Origin of the sequence: Undibacterium sp. Di27W, from assembly GCF_049340345.1 — a bacterium.
Taxonomy (GTDB): domain Bacteria; phylum Pseudomonadota; class Gammaproteobacteria; order Burkholderiales; family Burkholderiaceae_D; genus Undibacterium.
In genome coordinates this window covers 1-14689 of record NZ_JBMPOS010000034.1, presented here as the reverse complement: position 1 = coordinate 14689, position 14689 = coordinate 1, and the positions used below count along the sequence as shown (strand labels likewise).

The window sequence follows — 14689 nt, the reverse complement described above, 5'->3', positions numbered from 1 at the left end:
CTACTTGAAAATCGATGATTTTTCCGTGTACATCCCTGAGCGCATTCATCATATAGAAACCCTCGTCGGTCGCTTCTGTCGCAAGCCGGTAAGTGTCGCGAACCTGCTTGGCCTGATACTTTTTCCAGGCAAGTCTGGTTGATAGAAATATGGCAATTGAGCCAAATAGAAGCAATGCGATTGTTGTGGTGGCAGCAGTCTTTTTTGCTTGCGCCCAGATGGCTTCATAAGTACCAAACAATTCTTGTTCATCCAAGCCAACGACAGCAGTTAGAGAAAATGCTTCAAGACTCTGCCAGCCGAGGATACGTGATTGCTGATCGATGAAGGTAGATGAGCCTGAAAAATGCCCTGTTCCAACTGACGTGTTGAATTGAATATCTTGCGCGAATACACTGCCTCCGCCAAACGGAATAACATCTCCTAGCCTTGACGCGCCGACAGTGCCATCGCTTGAAAGAATAGCGATTAAGCCACTTTTACCCAGGCTTTGGCTGTCGTAAAAAGAAGAAAAATAGGAAGGCTCTACCGAGATAACGACCATCCCGTCGAATGCCTCATCAGCATCCTCCAATCTGCGGGTAAATTGTATGACCAACTTTCCAGAACTGTTGATAACAGCAGGAAGTCCAATCTGCATGGCACTGGAATTATTGTTTTGATGATAGAAAAACTGCTCCCGTAGTGTCGTGTCCTGCCATTTTTCGATGGGAACAGTGGATGTAACTGGCTTGCCCTTAGCGTCAATAATGGCGACCAGTTCAAACTGAGGGGCGATGAATAGTCCTTGGGATCGTTGCTCTTCCAACTTTAATGAGTGCCTGGAATGTTCCCAGTCATATTTCACATGCATACTAACCTGATCGATTTGTTCAATCGTGCGAGTAAGATATCGTGCATAAGCTCGTGAAAGCGATGCAACATCCTTCAGGGCATTTGATCGAACTAATTTTTTGTCCTGCTCTATTGTGAAATAGTGCGTACGCCAGACGGCCATAATCAGAATAAAAACGATAACCGACCATCCGACAATAAACGTGAAGCTGTATCTCAAAAAAGCATGTTCTTGAGCCCATTTCCTGATTGATGCGATGAAATTTGAGGTAGTCACGATTTTAAATAGACATTCTGGGTATTGTCGAAAAAGTGATCGTACGATAATCGAACGGCCATATCTCAGGCGTTAAAAAACGCCATTATTTCTAATACATAAGTACTACACGTTAGTTATTACACTTAGTGCAGAATGTCCAAAAAAATTTATTGTTAATGACTATATAAGAATGTATAGCAAAAATTTTCTTATTCGGTGTGACTTTTGAAATGAATTGTCTGAAAACTGACGCTTATTTTTGCTACGCAACAAATACGACAAGAAGTCATTGATTTGTAATACCTGACTGCTATAGTTAAATCGTACATCTCCTCGATGTTGGTTCCGTTTTTAAGCAGCCTTTGGGCTGCTTTTTTTATACTTTTCAGAATAACGGAAATTTAGTCGTTTGCAATATAGTAATTGCACATCGTTATTACATTGCTGAGTGTGTCTGCATCCTCACGCGAGAGCAGGATGTTCCTGACCTCGATGATCTGGCTTTTACTAGGGATAATTTCGACTGGACTGTGACACATCCAATTCACTAGGATTTTAGTGATTTTCTTCGGACTTAATTTAGCCACTTCCTTGCGCGTAGGTACATAGCATAGAAAAATTTCAATATTCTGCTTTTCGGCCCATTTTCTTGCTGCCTTCAAATTTTCTTCTGGAACGCCGAAACGTTCAAGAGCACGCTGCATAAGTAAGACTCATTAGTAAGTAGGTAAATGATTATTTCATATCATATCAACTATACATCAAATAAATCCAAGTTTTGCGTATCGAAAATAGTGATACGACAGCATGAATTTTTTAGCGCAGTGTTTCTTTGATGCTTACCTGAACCAGCCTGCCGATGACCTAGCTTTTATTTGCCTTTTCTGATCAGCAAGCGACTATCGTTCAAACAATATTCAGATCGGTCCATGCATTAATGTTTTTCTGCCACATTCCTTTTCGATACTATTGAAAATAGCGTAACTCTTATGGTTTGCCGCGTTTTAAAAAAAATAATATTGGAATGTGCTTATTTATTGTCATAACATCACTAAAATCTCTGAAGGGATTCAATTGCAAGAAATTTATATTAGTACTGATGTCGAATCAGATGGCCCAATTCCTGGACCATACTCCATGCTCAGTTTTGGCTCAGCCGCGTATACAGCGGATAAAAATTTGATTGGCACCTTCACCGCTAATTTGGGAACATTGCCTGGCGCATCAGCAGCTCCCGACACTGCAGCATGGTGGCTCACTCAACCAGAAGCCTGGGCGGCGTGTCGGTCGAATCTGGAATCGCCGGAGGCTGCGATGACCCGTTACGTTATCTGGATCAAGTCCTTATCTGGCAAACCGATTTTTGTGGCCTTTCCTGCGGGCTTCGATTTTATGTTTGTCTATTGGTATTTGATTCGATATGCTGGCGAGAGTCCGTTCAGTTTTTCAGCTTTGGACATGAAGTCGTTTGCTATGGCACTCATGAAGTCAGATTTTAAGAAAAGCGCAAAAAAATATATGCCTAAAACTTGGTTCGATGATTTGCCTCATACCCATATCGCGCTTGACGACGCAATTGAGCAGGGAGCCTTGTTCTGCAATATGCTGAAAGAAAATAGGAAGTAAGGCGCTGGGATTTATTCTGTGCAGCCCCAGAAAAAAGAAAGCTCTCAAATGACATCTGGGAGCGTTCTTCATACACGAGCAACTCTCTTGGTTATTCCACTCCAGGTGAAACCACAAACTTGGTTTGTGGCGGCGCTTAGCTTGTTTCAATGCTCGCTAGCAGCTAAGCCTTTCCGAGGCTCCGGACTTTGGCAGGCTTTCGGTAAAATACCTAAGCGGCTTCGGTGACGCAATCATAACCATAATTGAGTGTTCTTATTAGCGGCTTTTATTTTTTTGTCATGTTGCACCGATCTCTCGGGCACTTTTGAACCATGGCAATGTAGATACAAAGAAAATACATGAATAAAGTTGATACGAAAATCCGGCACATCACCAGCGTGACGCAAACCTATTTGCAGAACTTGGTTTTCCGCCAAACAAAGCCGATCGTTATCAGATCGAATCCCGTGCTCAGGTAGAGCAAATCCGTTGTACTCAAGGTCCAACTATTGGAGGAGTTGATGCCTTTGGTGATCGACAGTTATTTCAAATAAAAATCGATGACTGAAATTTTCATCTGGTAGTTCGATGCCCTCCATAGCGATCACTATTTGGTCAGGCGTTTTGGTATTTCTTGCGGAATTTAAACAATACTTCTGAAATTGAACACTCGCCTTTTGCACACGTCTTTTCAGATGACCCTACCCGTTGGGAAGAACATGTGGCGAGTTTATTGGCATTGATTTTATGGCCGGGCAGAATTTGAGCCAATATGCACGTAATCTATTCAAGTCAAAAACTATGTAATAGTTGCGCGACCATTTTTCCGTCAACGGATTGAGTCTCATAAAATGTCGCATACAAAGACAAAATCCGCCAGTAGGCGGACTTTGCTTTGCTAAGTTGAAACACAGGAGGCTCTTAACCGTCGCGATGGCCGGTCCTGTCCGGGTTGTCCATCACCAATGCGGAACAATCATACCCACTTTTTTTGATGCTGCTCTATTTGGCCTGTATGATGAGCAGAAATTGGAAGATTTCTAAAAATGCAAAACTGCTACTATTGCTAGCAGCCGTTCCAAATAAAATCTGTTAGACCCAAGGTGTCCGCTGCCTCTCTTTAGCTTCCCCTTTTGAAAGGGTTGGTTCAGAGCACCAACCTTGTTACCGTTGCCCCACTGATCAGAGTTACCGATTACTCTGCCTGCCCAATAGATTGAAGACCAATTATCGGTCATGTCCTCAACAAATGCGCGAATTGCAGGAGGTTTAACAATAGTGATATTGTACCTTCGTTCTATTTACATTCCAAATAGCGTAGGAAATGCAAATTTTGATTAGCGGCCCAGTTGTTCCTACAATGATGCCTCCAATCCTATTCCCAGCATTTACATTGAATTTTAAATTAGTGAATGTATACAGAGATTATTCAAATTTACCAAGTTTATCTTCCAAATAGATAAACGTTGCAACTTTGCTTAATTGGTAACAACACCAATCTCGCTCAGACTAATTGGCGCAATAGATGGCGCGATAAATGTAATTTGTGGCGCGACTTGTCCGAATCAACTAAGAAGCTGTTGCGAAATTAAATTAAAGGTTTAAGGAAATTCCAGCAAATGAGAGAACAAGCCAACGAAAGAAATGCTTCGTGTGTCATAGCTAGTTTTTCATAACGCATTTTTAGACGACGGTAAGAATGAAGCCAGGCAATCGAACGCTCAACCACCCATGAAAAGTTAACAGCACTTTTTTCAGTCGTTTTAATTTCGCAACAGCCTCTAAGAAGGCGCGACAAGTCCACCAAGCACATGGTTATCAATTTCGGAATTGACTTCGACTGCCATTGTAGCCATTCACATCCAACGAAGCGGGGCAAATTTCCCTCCTGAATTGGTCAAAGGCAGATTGCCAGCAAATCACATTGACAGTACACACGATTCAAAATGCGCCGTGCTTAAAATAATCTGGTCTTAATTTATCCACGAATTTGAACTACATGTACTCGGTTACTAAAAATTGGCAATGAACTTCCTGTGCGTCTTCTATATCCAACTTAAGGCTTGGATCAAAAAGTTGCCGGCCATCTTGCAGTTTAAATATTTGCACCCAGGGTTCCTTCTGCCCAAAATTTCCATAATGAACTTCCGATAGGCTAGCCAACTCCCACATGTGAGATTTGTTCAGCCAACTTGGTGACAGCAAAGAGATTCTGACCAACTGCAACTTCGCATCCCGCTTAATGGCCTGACACATTTCTATCAAGTCAGCAAGGTCGCTAACAATCTTACGCGCCGAAAGACGCGAGGAATTCTCTTTTTGAATGTACTCTAAAAAATAGTAAGGAGAATTTATTTCCAGATCTACACAACGCCAGTGGTAGACAGGATGCTCCTCTGAAGCGAAAAAATTTTGCTTCAGATAGGAATTATTGGTGGTAATCATAAATACGTATTGCGACTTCTGTAAATCGATCTAATTATTCTATTTGTGGTTTCGCCGCCAAATAGCAGGAGCCATTGAAGATACTAGTCTAGTGCTTAGGAGGAGGCTTTCTGTTATTTCTTCTTAAAAACTGGATGAGCTTTCGCACACTAAGAAAAAGCAAGCCGAAGATAAAAATATTAATAATGGGATTAAACACATTCCCCAGATTCAAGCCCAAGCCTGGGAACGCCCGCTGAAGAAAATAGACCCCGAGCAAATAAGCCAACGCTATCAGGCAAAGCCAACCAAACCCTGTTATTTGGCCACCAGATTCATACATGACACTGCCACAGATCCGGCATTGATGCTGGGTCTTTTGGTAGCGTATTTTCCCCAAGAAAAATGGTTGGTAATGCCAAAGATGTGGCGTGCCTTGGTGTTTGCAGTCAGGGCATTCAATTGAGTCCATGCGAACCTCCTTCATCGTTCATTTTCTGGCACTGGCTGGAAATCCCAAGTCGCGGACCAACAGAACACACTAAGTCATTAATCGATGTGAATCATTCATCGAATATAGATATTATTTGTCTTGTTTACAATCAACATATTACATCCTTCTTGTTTGAAGGTAAAGAGCAGACCATATTTGTCGACTAAACAACCGGCAAATAATGTCGTGACCAAAAGAAAACCTTCTCAACTTCCCTCTAGAATCGGCAAAAATGTGGCGGCCAGGCGAAAGAACTTGGGATTGACCCAGGAGCAGCTCGCTGCACGAGTTGGAGTGGAAGTTGAAACAATCTCACGGCTGGAACGAGGCGTCCATTCGCCATCGCTGGCGATGTTGGAGGTTTTGTCGGAAGAATTGAATATTGCTATTGCGGATTTGCTGGAAGAGAAAGCACTAGTGCAAACACCAGAGTCCGAGATTATCGCCACCTACTTGAGCAAATTGAAGGTGAAGGACAGGTTGTTTCTTACCGATTTCGTGAAGCTATATTTTCAGAGACATGGCTGAAACTATTTCCGGACGGCTGCCTCAAGTCGCAGTCTCAGGCTCGCAATTGCAGTTTGATCCAGACCAGTTGATGAGTTAGTCTTGATTAAATTTGGCAAGAATGGTTTGAATAAATAAGATTTGTCGTCGACAGCTATCCATTGCTGCCATGGCATTTCAGAATTTCTGATCCACGCTTCGATCTCGGCATGGCGTTGGTACCCAATCACTTCAACAATACCTGGGATGTCTCTCCATGATGGAGTAACGCCAATGATGCGTGCGCCTATATCGTGTGAAAAAAACGATTGAAGTTCAGAAAGTGAACGGCTTTCGCGCCAGGTACTGGAGATAACGATATCTACTTCAGGGAAATCACGAAGCATCGCCTCTAGTCGAGGCAAACATGAAAATAATTGAGTCTCATCATGGCATGGCTCAGTATGTAATACGCCATCAAAATCTAAAAACAGAATCATTTGTTGTCGCTGCTGATAAGAAAGTGTCAGGGCGCGCATCCTACAGTATTCTGATTCATTATGAAATCGCTGAAGACAGCTTTGCGTTCACGCCGCGAAATTTTTTGTAGCGATAAACTCTTTAGTCTAAGGTCATGCGAAATTCAATCCCTTTATTCTAAAGTTGACTCAACCAAAGCTTTACGACGTCCAAACAAATTATAGCGCTCAATTACACAGAGTATTTCTTTCATTGCATCAGGACTGTGAGTATCTGGGATCTGCACTTTCGGTGCATCAGAGTTTCTCATTAAGCGTCTCTGTTTTGTCGCAGATCACTTCGTTTAAATCGACATTAACAATTGTTTTCAAAAATGCATTTGTCGGCGCATATAAAAAGATATACTTTAGACATTATTATATTTATAATTTATTATTTAATAATATCAGCCGTTTTGGCTTAGCCCATCCGGGTTAATTGACATTAAGCACTATCAATAAATCTGGATAGTTATTACATGCCGCATTTTTTCGATGATTCCTTTGCTGAATTTTGCATGCCATGTTTAAGCACTTTGCCGGGGATATTGCTCTTTGCACAGAAGCCATATCTGACAAATCTATCGCATCAATCTTTGAGATATAAACCATTTCAACAAAAAATCGTCGAAATCCGACAGGCAATGTATCCGCAGTTTGCGTGCAACTAGTGAGGTTGAATTAATGGGATTCTATTTAAGAAAGAGCATTCGTGTTGGGCCTCTACGTTTTAACCTGTCAAATTCGGGGGTCAATGTCTCTGCAGGGATCGCGGGCCTACGTTTTGGTACTGGTCCCCGAGGCAATTATGTGCACATGGGCGGTGGCGAATTATACTATCTGGCGACGCTTCCACCGCCAAAGTCTCAAGGACGAATAATTAAGCCCCCTCCAGAGCAGGTATCACCACCAATACCTTCTGGTACTCATGGACCTCTTGAAGAAATCGAATCAGCAGATGTTTCTCAAATAGTCCATTCATCTTCACGCGAGTTGCTGGATGAGTTAAATCAAAAACAGCGCAAGACGCGCTTGTGGCCACTAGCGGCAGTAATATCAATAATTGTTCTGATGCTTGGAAAGTCATCTGACTGGCCCTCTTGGTTATTGACCATATTACTCATTGCAATGAGCTTAGGAACATACGCTATTTATGTTCGAGATGCACTGGCAAAAACCGTTGTCCTTTTTTACGATTTTGATACTGATATGGAGGCGGCTTATGGAATACTGCATGCCACTGCATGTCAGTTGGCTAGCTGCTCCATTGCCTGGCATATAGAGGCATCCGGTAAAGTTCATGATCGAAAATATCACGCTGGTGCAAGCAGCCTGGTGCGCAGAAAGACCACATCCATCCGCAAATCTGAACCGCCTTACGTCAAAACGAACATTGAGACCCTCGCGATTGGGGTAGGTCGTCAGACCTTGCATTTTTTTCCTGACCGCGTCCTAGTGTATGACTCAAACGGCATTGGTGCAGTTGGTTATCAAGACCTTCACATAGTCGTAAATTCGACGAGGTTTGTCGAAAGCGAACCTGTGCCCAGAGATGCCGAAATCGTAGATCGAACCTGGAAATACGTTAATAAATCTGGTGGGCCTGATCGCCGATTTAAGGACAATAAAGAAATTCCAATCTGTCGTTATGAAGAAGTATCCCTGACAAGCCGATCTGGCTTGAATGAACTATTGCAACTTTCTCGTTGCGGTTTCGGAAATGAATTCGCCAAAGCCGTTTCTCTTCTCGCAAAAAAAATCCCTATAGAAAATGCTTTTGATCGAGACAAAGTCTAGTACTTCAATACCGTAAATACCTTCAAAACAGTTATTTAATTTCCCATTAATTTTTACAGCACACATTTATAGATCTGCAAAAAATATGACAAGTCCAACAACGCCCCCTGATATTCAACAAGAAAATAAAACCTTGAGTTGGAAATATAGATTTGTCTTACCATTGAAAACCGCATTCGAAGTAGGAATTTCCACTAATCCACGTAAAGAGATTAACTCAAGAAAGCATGACGTATGGCTAGTGCGTTATGGACTGCTGGCAATTATCACTCTTCTACAAATAATACTTTTTGCGGGTCTAGAAGCACCTTGGATCACCCCCATTGATCAGGTATGGACCTGGAATCTCAAGCGATTTGTTGACCCTAAACTAGATATTTCAGTTTTATTGATCATCAGTCTTGCCGTCCTAGCTGCTACTGTTATCGCCTATTTAATAAGTAGGTTTGCGGCAGTAAAATTGGCTTCAAACTTGCCAAATGAATTGAACTTCACAAAAATATTGTCTCTGTACTGCGCCATTATTTCAGTGGCCGTATATTGTATTGCGTCCCTTATACTGCAAGGCATTAGTTGGCTGTTCCACGTTCGCCTCAGTATAGTTGGGGTCCCGGTCATGGTCTATACGGTCTTTCCGCTAGGGATTTTCATCATATTTTGGATGAACCGTGTATTTGAATTAGCTGGTATAAGCAAAAAGAAGAACCGACTAATTATCCGTGGGCTGCTGACTTTTTATATTGTTATTCCTTGCACTGCATCTACGATATTCATCGGTGAATATTTATCGCATTCAAAAACTGCACAAACAGAGTATATACAGCGTATCCGTAACACGCCGATTGATGCGGTCGTACAATCTTGTGATCCTGTTGATCATAAAATTATTTGCCTAGTGACAATGTGGCCGGTAACTTGGCAGGACTTTGAGTTCATGGGAGAATGGAAACTTGGGAAAATAGATTCAAAAGATAAGTTCATTGTTAGTTCTGATTGGTTACCGAAGAGAGAGCATGAACAGCATTTTTCTATTATCTCCATTAGCGCGAATACAGAAATCACTCTTGAAGTGAGCGGTCAACAAGATCAGGTTTGTGCAAAAGACCCGGGCGGCATACAAGCGTCAGATCTTTTTTTCCTTACAAAAGGAAGAAATAAGAAAATGCAGCAAATGACACCTCACGAATTCAAAATTAGAATACAAAATATGAAGCCCTATTTTGTAGATATCGTTCAAGATGCCTGTCAGCGTATAGAGCATTCGACTTAATGAATTCCCCTCTAAAACAAGATGAATCTTTAATTCGAGAATTTGTTCATCTGCAAATTACGAGCAATTCAAAATCGTAAAAATTTTCACTTCAAATCCCAATTAAAGACCCAGAATGGCGAGTGGGCAACTAAGGAGACGTTTGTGTCCAAAACCGCTGCCCCGCGCTGCGAATAATGGCAGGAACTCAGCACACGCAAAATTTCAGTAGCGAACAAGGCCGGTGCACTTTTGAATATCTAGAGGTGGACAGTAGTGCGGTCGACAGCGCTTTTGCGTATTCTCCTAAAAATACGACCAATTGGTAATTTAACCAGCCGCCATATCTAATTTCAACTTAGCCACCTTTTCTCTTGGAAAGTAGCCACATATATTTCCGTTAGGGCATATTTTTTTCCACTTGAAGTAAGCAATTCTCGAATTTACCTTTACGCAGTTCGATCATAGGTCATTCGCAAGCGGAGTACTGTCTCACATTGCAATGTAAATCAGAGCAGTTTAGACTTTGAAAAAGGAAGCAGAGAGTTGTCCACACCTCCGCTTTCAAGAATGGTGGGGCTGAGTTTTTCAACGAAAAAGTCTATGAACGCGCGAACACGTGCTGGCAGATGACGCTGGCTGCTAAAAATGATATTGATATCTTCGACGTCGCCGGCATTGTAGCCAGCCAAAAGCTCAATCAGTCTTCCACTCTTAATGTCTTCATAGACATGGAACATGCCGAGACGGCTGACACCCATCCCATCAAGCGTTAGCTGGCGCATGGTTTCTCCATTATTGGTCATAATGCCACCCTTAACTGCAAGCTGAATAGGGTGACTATCGATGATAAATGGCCATTCATCCAAAGACCGACGAAAATTAAAATTCAGACATGAGTGCTTTGCCAGATCGGCAGGAATGCCAGGCGTGCCATTACGGCTCAAGTAAGACGGTGCCGCTACGACGACACGCTTGCTTCTACCCAAACTTCGCGCCCTAAAATTTCCGTCGTTCAACGGTCCCATCCGAATCGCTACGTCGACGCTTTCTCGGGAAAGATCAATTTTTGTGTCGGTCAAGGAGATGTCGACAGCAATTTCTGGGTACCGTTTCGAGAATTCTGGCAGAAGTGGCACCACATAATGCGTACCAAAAGGCAGTGAAACATTTACTCTGAGTAGGCCACGTATGGAGACTGCGCGCTGCGATATTCCTTGTTCTGCCTCGTCAATGTCGTCCAAAATCCGAACGCAACTATCGTAAAATTCTATGCCTTCGGCGGTCAATGCCATTTGTCGGGTCGAACGTTGAAACAAAAGGACGCCGAGCCGTTCTTCGATGCGTGTCACTACTTTGCTGACAGCTGACGGCGATAGGCTAAGTAGCTGTGCTGTTGCGGAAAAACTGCCGGTCTGCACGACTTTTACAAAAACCAGCATTTCGCCGCTGCGGCTATCCATAATGGCTCCTCAATATTTGAATTATAAGCATATCAAAACCATTGCAGTACACCAGCATAGATATTTCGTTGATTTGTTCCAGGCAAAGGCCTTCCACCACCTAGTTCACTGGTGAACGCAGCATTCGCTCTGTTTGCTACGGTGCCCGCTGCAGCGTAAAGCATAGTTTTGGGCGATAGCGAATAGTTGACACCGATAGCAGCTAACGTTGCACCACCGCCCCCTTTGTTCCTGCTTGCACGGTAAATTCCACCTATCGTAGACAAATGGCTATTTACTCGATAATTCAGGCCTATCCAACCAGTTTTCTGTTTTGTGGACGCAACGGGATTATCAGGATCAGCAACAGTTCCGGCACCTGATTGGATCATGCTGTAGCCGTAAAGAATTTTCAGATCATCTATTTGATAAGTGCCACCGACAACGTAAAGCCGTGAGGCAGTATACAAGCTATTAAATTCATCTTGGGCGTCGCGAACTTCTTCATACAGCCCCTTCAGCATAAGGGGGCCACTAGAGTACGTCACTACACCAGCCAGAAGACGTCCTAACGGCGCATCCTGATCTTTGTTTAGCCTAGCCTGTACGCGAAACGAAACATCTCCCAAATCGGGTGAGTTGTACGTGATAACTCTAGAGCGCGGCCCCCATGCGCGATTATTGTGTAGCGTTGCCGCACTAGTGGCTTGCATTCCCATGGGATCTATAGCATAAACCTCTCCATCCGGGATTGCCATTGCTCGGCCCATCACTAAGGTGCCATAGCTGTTACTGGACAGACCAATGACAGAGTAGCGTCCCCAAAGTGCATTCCCAGTGTCGCCCGTGCCAGTTGAGAAGGCACTTTCGAGGTTGACCACAGCCGACAGCCCATTTCCTAATTCCTCCTTTATTCTAAGTCCCCATAGGCTTGTACCCCACTGATTGCTACCGTATCGTGACATTGTCGCATCCTTAGTGTTGTCTGTGGCAACCTTGCTAATGTAGTCGAAGCCGCCAGCAATGCGACCATAGATAATCACATTGTTTTGGGCGATCGCCGGACTTGCTGCTGCCAGAGCGAACCCCGCCATCAATGCCGCTGCCGTGTTTTTTAGCGTGCTAAACATATCACTCCCTATCATTCTTGCTAATGCCATATCGATCAAGCGATGGTCTGCACCGTGCCGCCTTCTGCACGAATGGCGGCACCGTTAATGAGTGCGGCGCGTTCGCTTGCAAGAAAAGCGACGACATTGGCTACCTCAGAGGGCTTGGCCAAACGATAGATCAAGGAAGAAGGACGGTTTTCGCTTATAAACTTACGTTCCGCATCCGCATATGCCAAACCAGGGTTGACGGATTCGATAAAGCCTTTCAGGCTTTCTGTTTCTGTCGGACCAGGCAATACCGAGTTGACAGTCACGGCAGTACCTTTAGTCAGTTCAGCCAGACTACGCGATATTGATAGTTGAGTAGCTTTGCTCGCACTATAGTGCGCCATCGATGCCATTGGTGTCAGTGCGACTTCACTGGAAATGAAGATCACGCGGCCATGACCGCGCTCAAGCATCGATTTCATGTAAGTACGCGCCAGGCGTACACCGCTCCATACGTTGGTGCTAAACATGCGCTCCCAGTCTTCGTCACTGGTGAGGAAGAAATCACTGAGCGCGTAGGTCCCCATGTTGTTGACCAGAATGTCAATTTCCGGGTATGCGGTGGCCGCGATATTCTCTCCGCCAGCAACACTGACATCGGCGACCAATGGCAGGGCACGGCCAGCGCCAAAACGATCGGTCAGCGTCGCTACTGCTTGAGCTACCGTCGTTTCGCTTCGGCCATTGATGATGACTCGAGCCCCTTCTTCCAGCAACTGAGTTGCGATTGCATAACCTATACCGGAGGTAGATGCGCTAACCAGTGCCGTTTTACCGCTCAAATTCAATTCCATGATTTTTCCTCATTAAGATTCTTAAAATTCCAGGCGCTAGCCCTGGTGATCAAGATATTCCCTAACGATTCGGCCGATAAGTAGCACTAAAGGAATATGACTTTTGAATTTGATTCACGAGCGGGAGTGTCAGGAGTCGCGCACTACGCCGTTGAGGATATGTGAAGATACTTCATGACACTTATTCCCCGAGATTGGCTTATAAAACACACACAAGCCTCCCATACTTCAGGCCAAGGCAGCGCAAGGTGTTGCCCTCATTTAAATAATCTGGAGGAATTACAATGAAAACCAATCTTTTTCAAAAGACACGTACAACACTCTTGCTCGTCGCCATACTCTCTGGTGCTTTGTATCAAGTGATGGCTGCGCCAGTTAAATCTGGCGAGCCTGTAGCCACTGAAACAGCTCCTCTGCTGATCAATCCTGGCCAACTAAAATGGATCAAAACCATTCCGGAAGCCGGAGACCGATCTCCGGAATATGCTTTGCTTCGCAGCGATCCAAAGTCCAAGTTGACAATGATCTTTTTCCGCACCCCGGTTGCAGTACACATCAAGCCACATACCCATGACTTGGCGGAAACTCATGTCATCCTAGTTGGCGGAACGCATACCTTCGATTCGAATGGCGTACGTTACAACGTCGAGAACGGTGGTTTCTTCCGCGCCCCAGGTGGGGTGCTACATGAAGCCTGGCTGCCTGCTGGATCACAGACGGTGAATATTCTCGAAAGCGGCTGGGTAGTGAATTGGCTTAAGGGAGGACCATCAATAGAAGACTTGGATCAATATCCGCCCGCAAAGCCACATTGAAAGGATTTGAGATGAAGAATACACTGACCATCGTCGCCCATGTGCGTGCCAAGCGCGGCATGGAGCAGCTTATGATCTCCGAGCAAATGCGACTAGTCGCAGCGACTAAGAATAGCCTGGGTTGCCTGCATTATGAATTGCACAGATCGTCGAGGGACAAAGTCGAAGTGACGTTTGTAGAGGAATGGGAAACGCGGGAACTCTGGCAAGCACATATGGAGAGTCAGTACATCGCAGCTTTTCGTACGACTGCCGGCCACATTATTGAGGATTTCGCGTTATACGAATTGCACCAAATAGCGTGACGAAAATTGACCGCCGCAGATTTTTTCTGCGGCGTTTTTTGAGAAACTCAGCTTTCAAATTTCATACATGAGTAGTTGTAAGCGGTTTATTGTTATCAACTGCGGACTTTTGCAATGCGAAACATTGTCGAGCCCAGTAGATTGTAGCTAAGTAATTTGATGTTTTTTTAAAATAGCGTGAACTTCACCACGCGGGAACAAAACAATAAGACTTGCTGAGTTTGGGAAATTAGGTAGGTAAAGAGCCTGTAAAAATAACTGTGTAAGTCCTCCCGGAACTATTGGTGAGCGTTGATGCGTTCACCAAATTCTATATCAAAGCGATTGAGTGCCTGTCGCCAGTGTTGTATAGGCATGGTCCATTTCTTCGCTGCCTGCTGTATCGCCAGGTACACCACTTTCATGGCCGAGGCATCATTGGGGAACAATTTTCTGCGTTTGGTGGCTGATCGAATGACGCTGTTAAGTGATTCGATGGCATTGGTTGTATAAATGGCCCTGCGTA

General features: G+C 44.1%; 15 protein-coding genes and 1 pseudogene. 6 read left to right on the top strand and 10 right to left on the bottom strand.

Annotated features, from left to right (window positions below; genetic code table 11):
• Both ACO0LF_RS30645 and ACO0LF_RS30640 read right to left on the bottom strand, forming a co-directional pair.
• Positions 1-1111 (bottom strand): annotated as a pseudogene (locus tag ACO0LF_RS30645) (hypothetical protein); the annotation flags it as partial.
• A 383-nt stretch (positions 1112-1494) separates the two neighbouring features.
• Positions 1495-1797 carry a hypothetical protein gene (locus tag ACO0LF_RS30640; RefSeq protein ID WP_423021085.1) on the bottom strand — a complete coding sequence of 101 codons (303 nt, stop codon included), beginning with the start codon at positions 1795-1797 and terminating at the stop codon, positions 1495-1497.
• Positions 1798-2167: 370 nt separating this feature from the next.
• Here ACO0LF_RS30640 and ACO0LF_RS30635 point away from each other — a divergent pair, with 370 nt between their 5' ends.
• Positions 2168-2719 carry an exonuclease gene (locus ACO0LF_RS30635; RefSeq protein WP_423021083.1) on the top strand — a complete coding sequence of 184 codons (552 nt, stop codon included), beginning with the start codon at positions 2168-2170 and terminating at the stop codon, positions 2717-2719.
• 1570 nt (positions 2720-4289) lie between these two features.
• Here ACO0LF_RS30635 and ACO0LF_RS30630 read toward each other — a convergent pair.
• The 3 genes from ACO0LF_RS30630 to ACO0LF_RS30620 all read right to left on the bottom strand — a co-directional run bounded on the left by ACO0LF_RS30630 (position 4290) and on the right by ACO0LF_RS30620 (position 5597).
• On the bottom strand, positions 4290-4514 hold the full coding sequence (locus tag ACO0LF_RS30630; protein ID WP_423021089.1) for a transposase: 225 nt from the start codon (positions 4512-4514) through the stop codon (positions 4290-4292).
• A gap of 182 nt (positions 4515-4696) precedes the next feature.
• Positions 4697-5146, bottom strand: a complete 450-nt coding sequence (locus ACO0LF_RS30625; protein WP_423021081.1) for a hypothetical protein — start codon at positions 5144-5146, stop codon at positions 4697-4699.
• A gap of 88 nt (positions 5147-5234) precedes the next feature.
• Positions 5235-5597 carry a hypothetical protein gene (locus ACO0LF_RS30620; protein ID WP_423021079.1) on the bottom strand — a complete coding sequence of 121 codons (363 nt, stop codon included), beginning with the start codon at positions 5595-5597 and terminating at the stop codon, positions 5235-5237.
• Between the two features lie 177 nt (positions 5598-5774).
• On the opposite strand from ACO0LF_RS30620, the gene ACO0LF_RS30615 reads away from it, so the two are divergent.
• Positions 5775-6146: a helix-turn-helix domain-containing protein gene (locus ACO0LF_RS30615; protein ID WP_423021077.1), complete on the top strand. Its 372-nt coding sequence runs from the start codon at positions 5775-5777 to the stop codon at positions 6144-6146.
• 2 nt (positions 6147-6148) lie between these two features.
• Here ACO0LF_RS30615 and ACO0LF_RS30610 read toward each other — a convergent pair whose 3' ends face one another.
• The gene (locus ACO0LF_RS30610; protein WP_423021075.1) at positions 6149-6643 is read right to left on the bottom strand and encodes an HAD domain-containing protein; all 495 of its coding nucleotides are present in this window, start codon (positions 6641-6643) and stop codon (positions 6149-6151) included.
• A gap of 663 nt (positions 6644-7306) precedes the next feature.
• Between ACO0LF_RS30610 and ACO0LF_RS30605 the strand changes: the two genes are divergently transcribed.
• Both ACO0LF_RS30605 and ACO0LF_RS30600 read left to right on the top strand, forming a co-directional pair.
• A complete protein-coding gene (locus tag ACO0LF_RS30605; protein WP_423021073.1) occupies positions 7307-8419 on the top strand; it encodes a DUF4236 domain-containing protein in 1113 nt (370 codons plus the stop codon).
• 85 nt (positions 8420-8504) lie between these two features.
• Positions 8505-9689, top strand: coding sequence for a Yip1 family protein (locus ACO0LF_RS30600; RefSeq protein WP_423021071.1), 1185 nt, complete (start codon positions 8505-8507; stop codon positions 9687-9689).
• A gap of 488 nt (positions 9690-10177) precedes the next feature.
• Here the strand turns inward: ACO0LF_RS30600 and ACO0LF_RS30595 are convergent, their stop codons facing one another.
• Genes ACO0LF_RS30595 through ACO0LF_RS30585 form a run of 3 tightly spaced genes read right to left on the bottom strand, consistent with a single transcriptional unit; the run spans position 10178 to position 13064 of the window.
• On the bottom strand, positions 10178-11131 hold the full coding sequence (locus tag ACO0LF_RS30595; RefSeq protein WP_423021069.1) for a LysR substrate-binding domain-containing protein: 954 nt from the start codon (positions 11129-11131) through the stop codon (positions 10178-10180).
• Between the two features lie 32 nt (positions 11132-11163).
• On the bottom strand, positions 11164-12270 hold the full coding sequence (locus ACO0LF_RS30590) for a porin (RefSeq protein ID WP_423021087.1): 1107 nt from the start codon (positions 12268-12270) through the stop codon (positions 11164-11166).
• Between the two features lie 5 nt (positions 12271-12275).
• Positions 12276-13064: an SDR family NAD(P)-dependent oxidoreductase gene (locus ACO0LF_RS30585; protein WP_423021067.1), complete on the bottom strand. Its 789-nt coding sequence runs from the start codon at positions 13062-13064 to the stop codon at positions 12276-12278.
• Between the two features lie 284 nt (positions 13065-13348).
• Here ACO0LF_RS30585 and ACO0LF_RS30580 point away from each other — a divergent pair, with 284 nt between their 5' ends.
• The gene (locus ACO0LF_RS30580; protein ID WP_423021065.1) at positions 13349-13879 is read left to right on the top strand and encodes a hypothetical protein; all 531 of its coding nucleotides are present in this window, start codon (positions 13349-13351) and stop codon (positions 13877-13879) included.
• Between the two features lie 11 nt (positions 13880-13890).
• Complete coding sequence (locus ACO0LF_RS30575) at positions 13891-14184, top strand: putative quinol monooxygenase (RefSeq protein WP_423021063.1); 294 nt, start codon at positions 13891-13893, stop codon at positions 14182-14184.
• Positions 14185-14462: 278 nt separating this feature from the next.
• Here ACO0LF_RS30575 and ACO0LF_RS30570 read toward each other — a convergent pair.
• A partial coding sequence (locus tag ACO0LF_RS30570) for a transposase (protein WP_423021061.1) occupies positions 14463-14689 on the bottom strand: 227 nt, incomplete at its 5' end.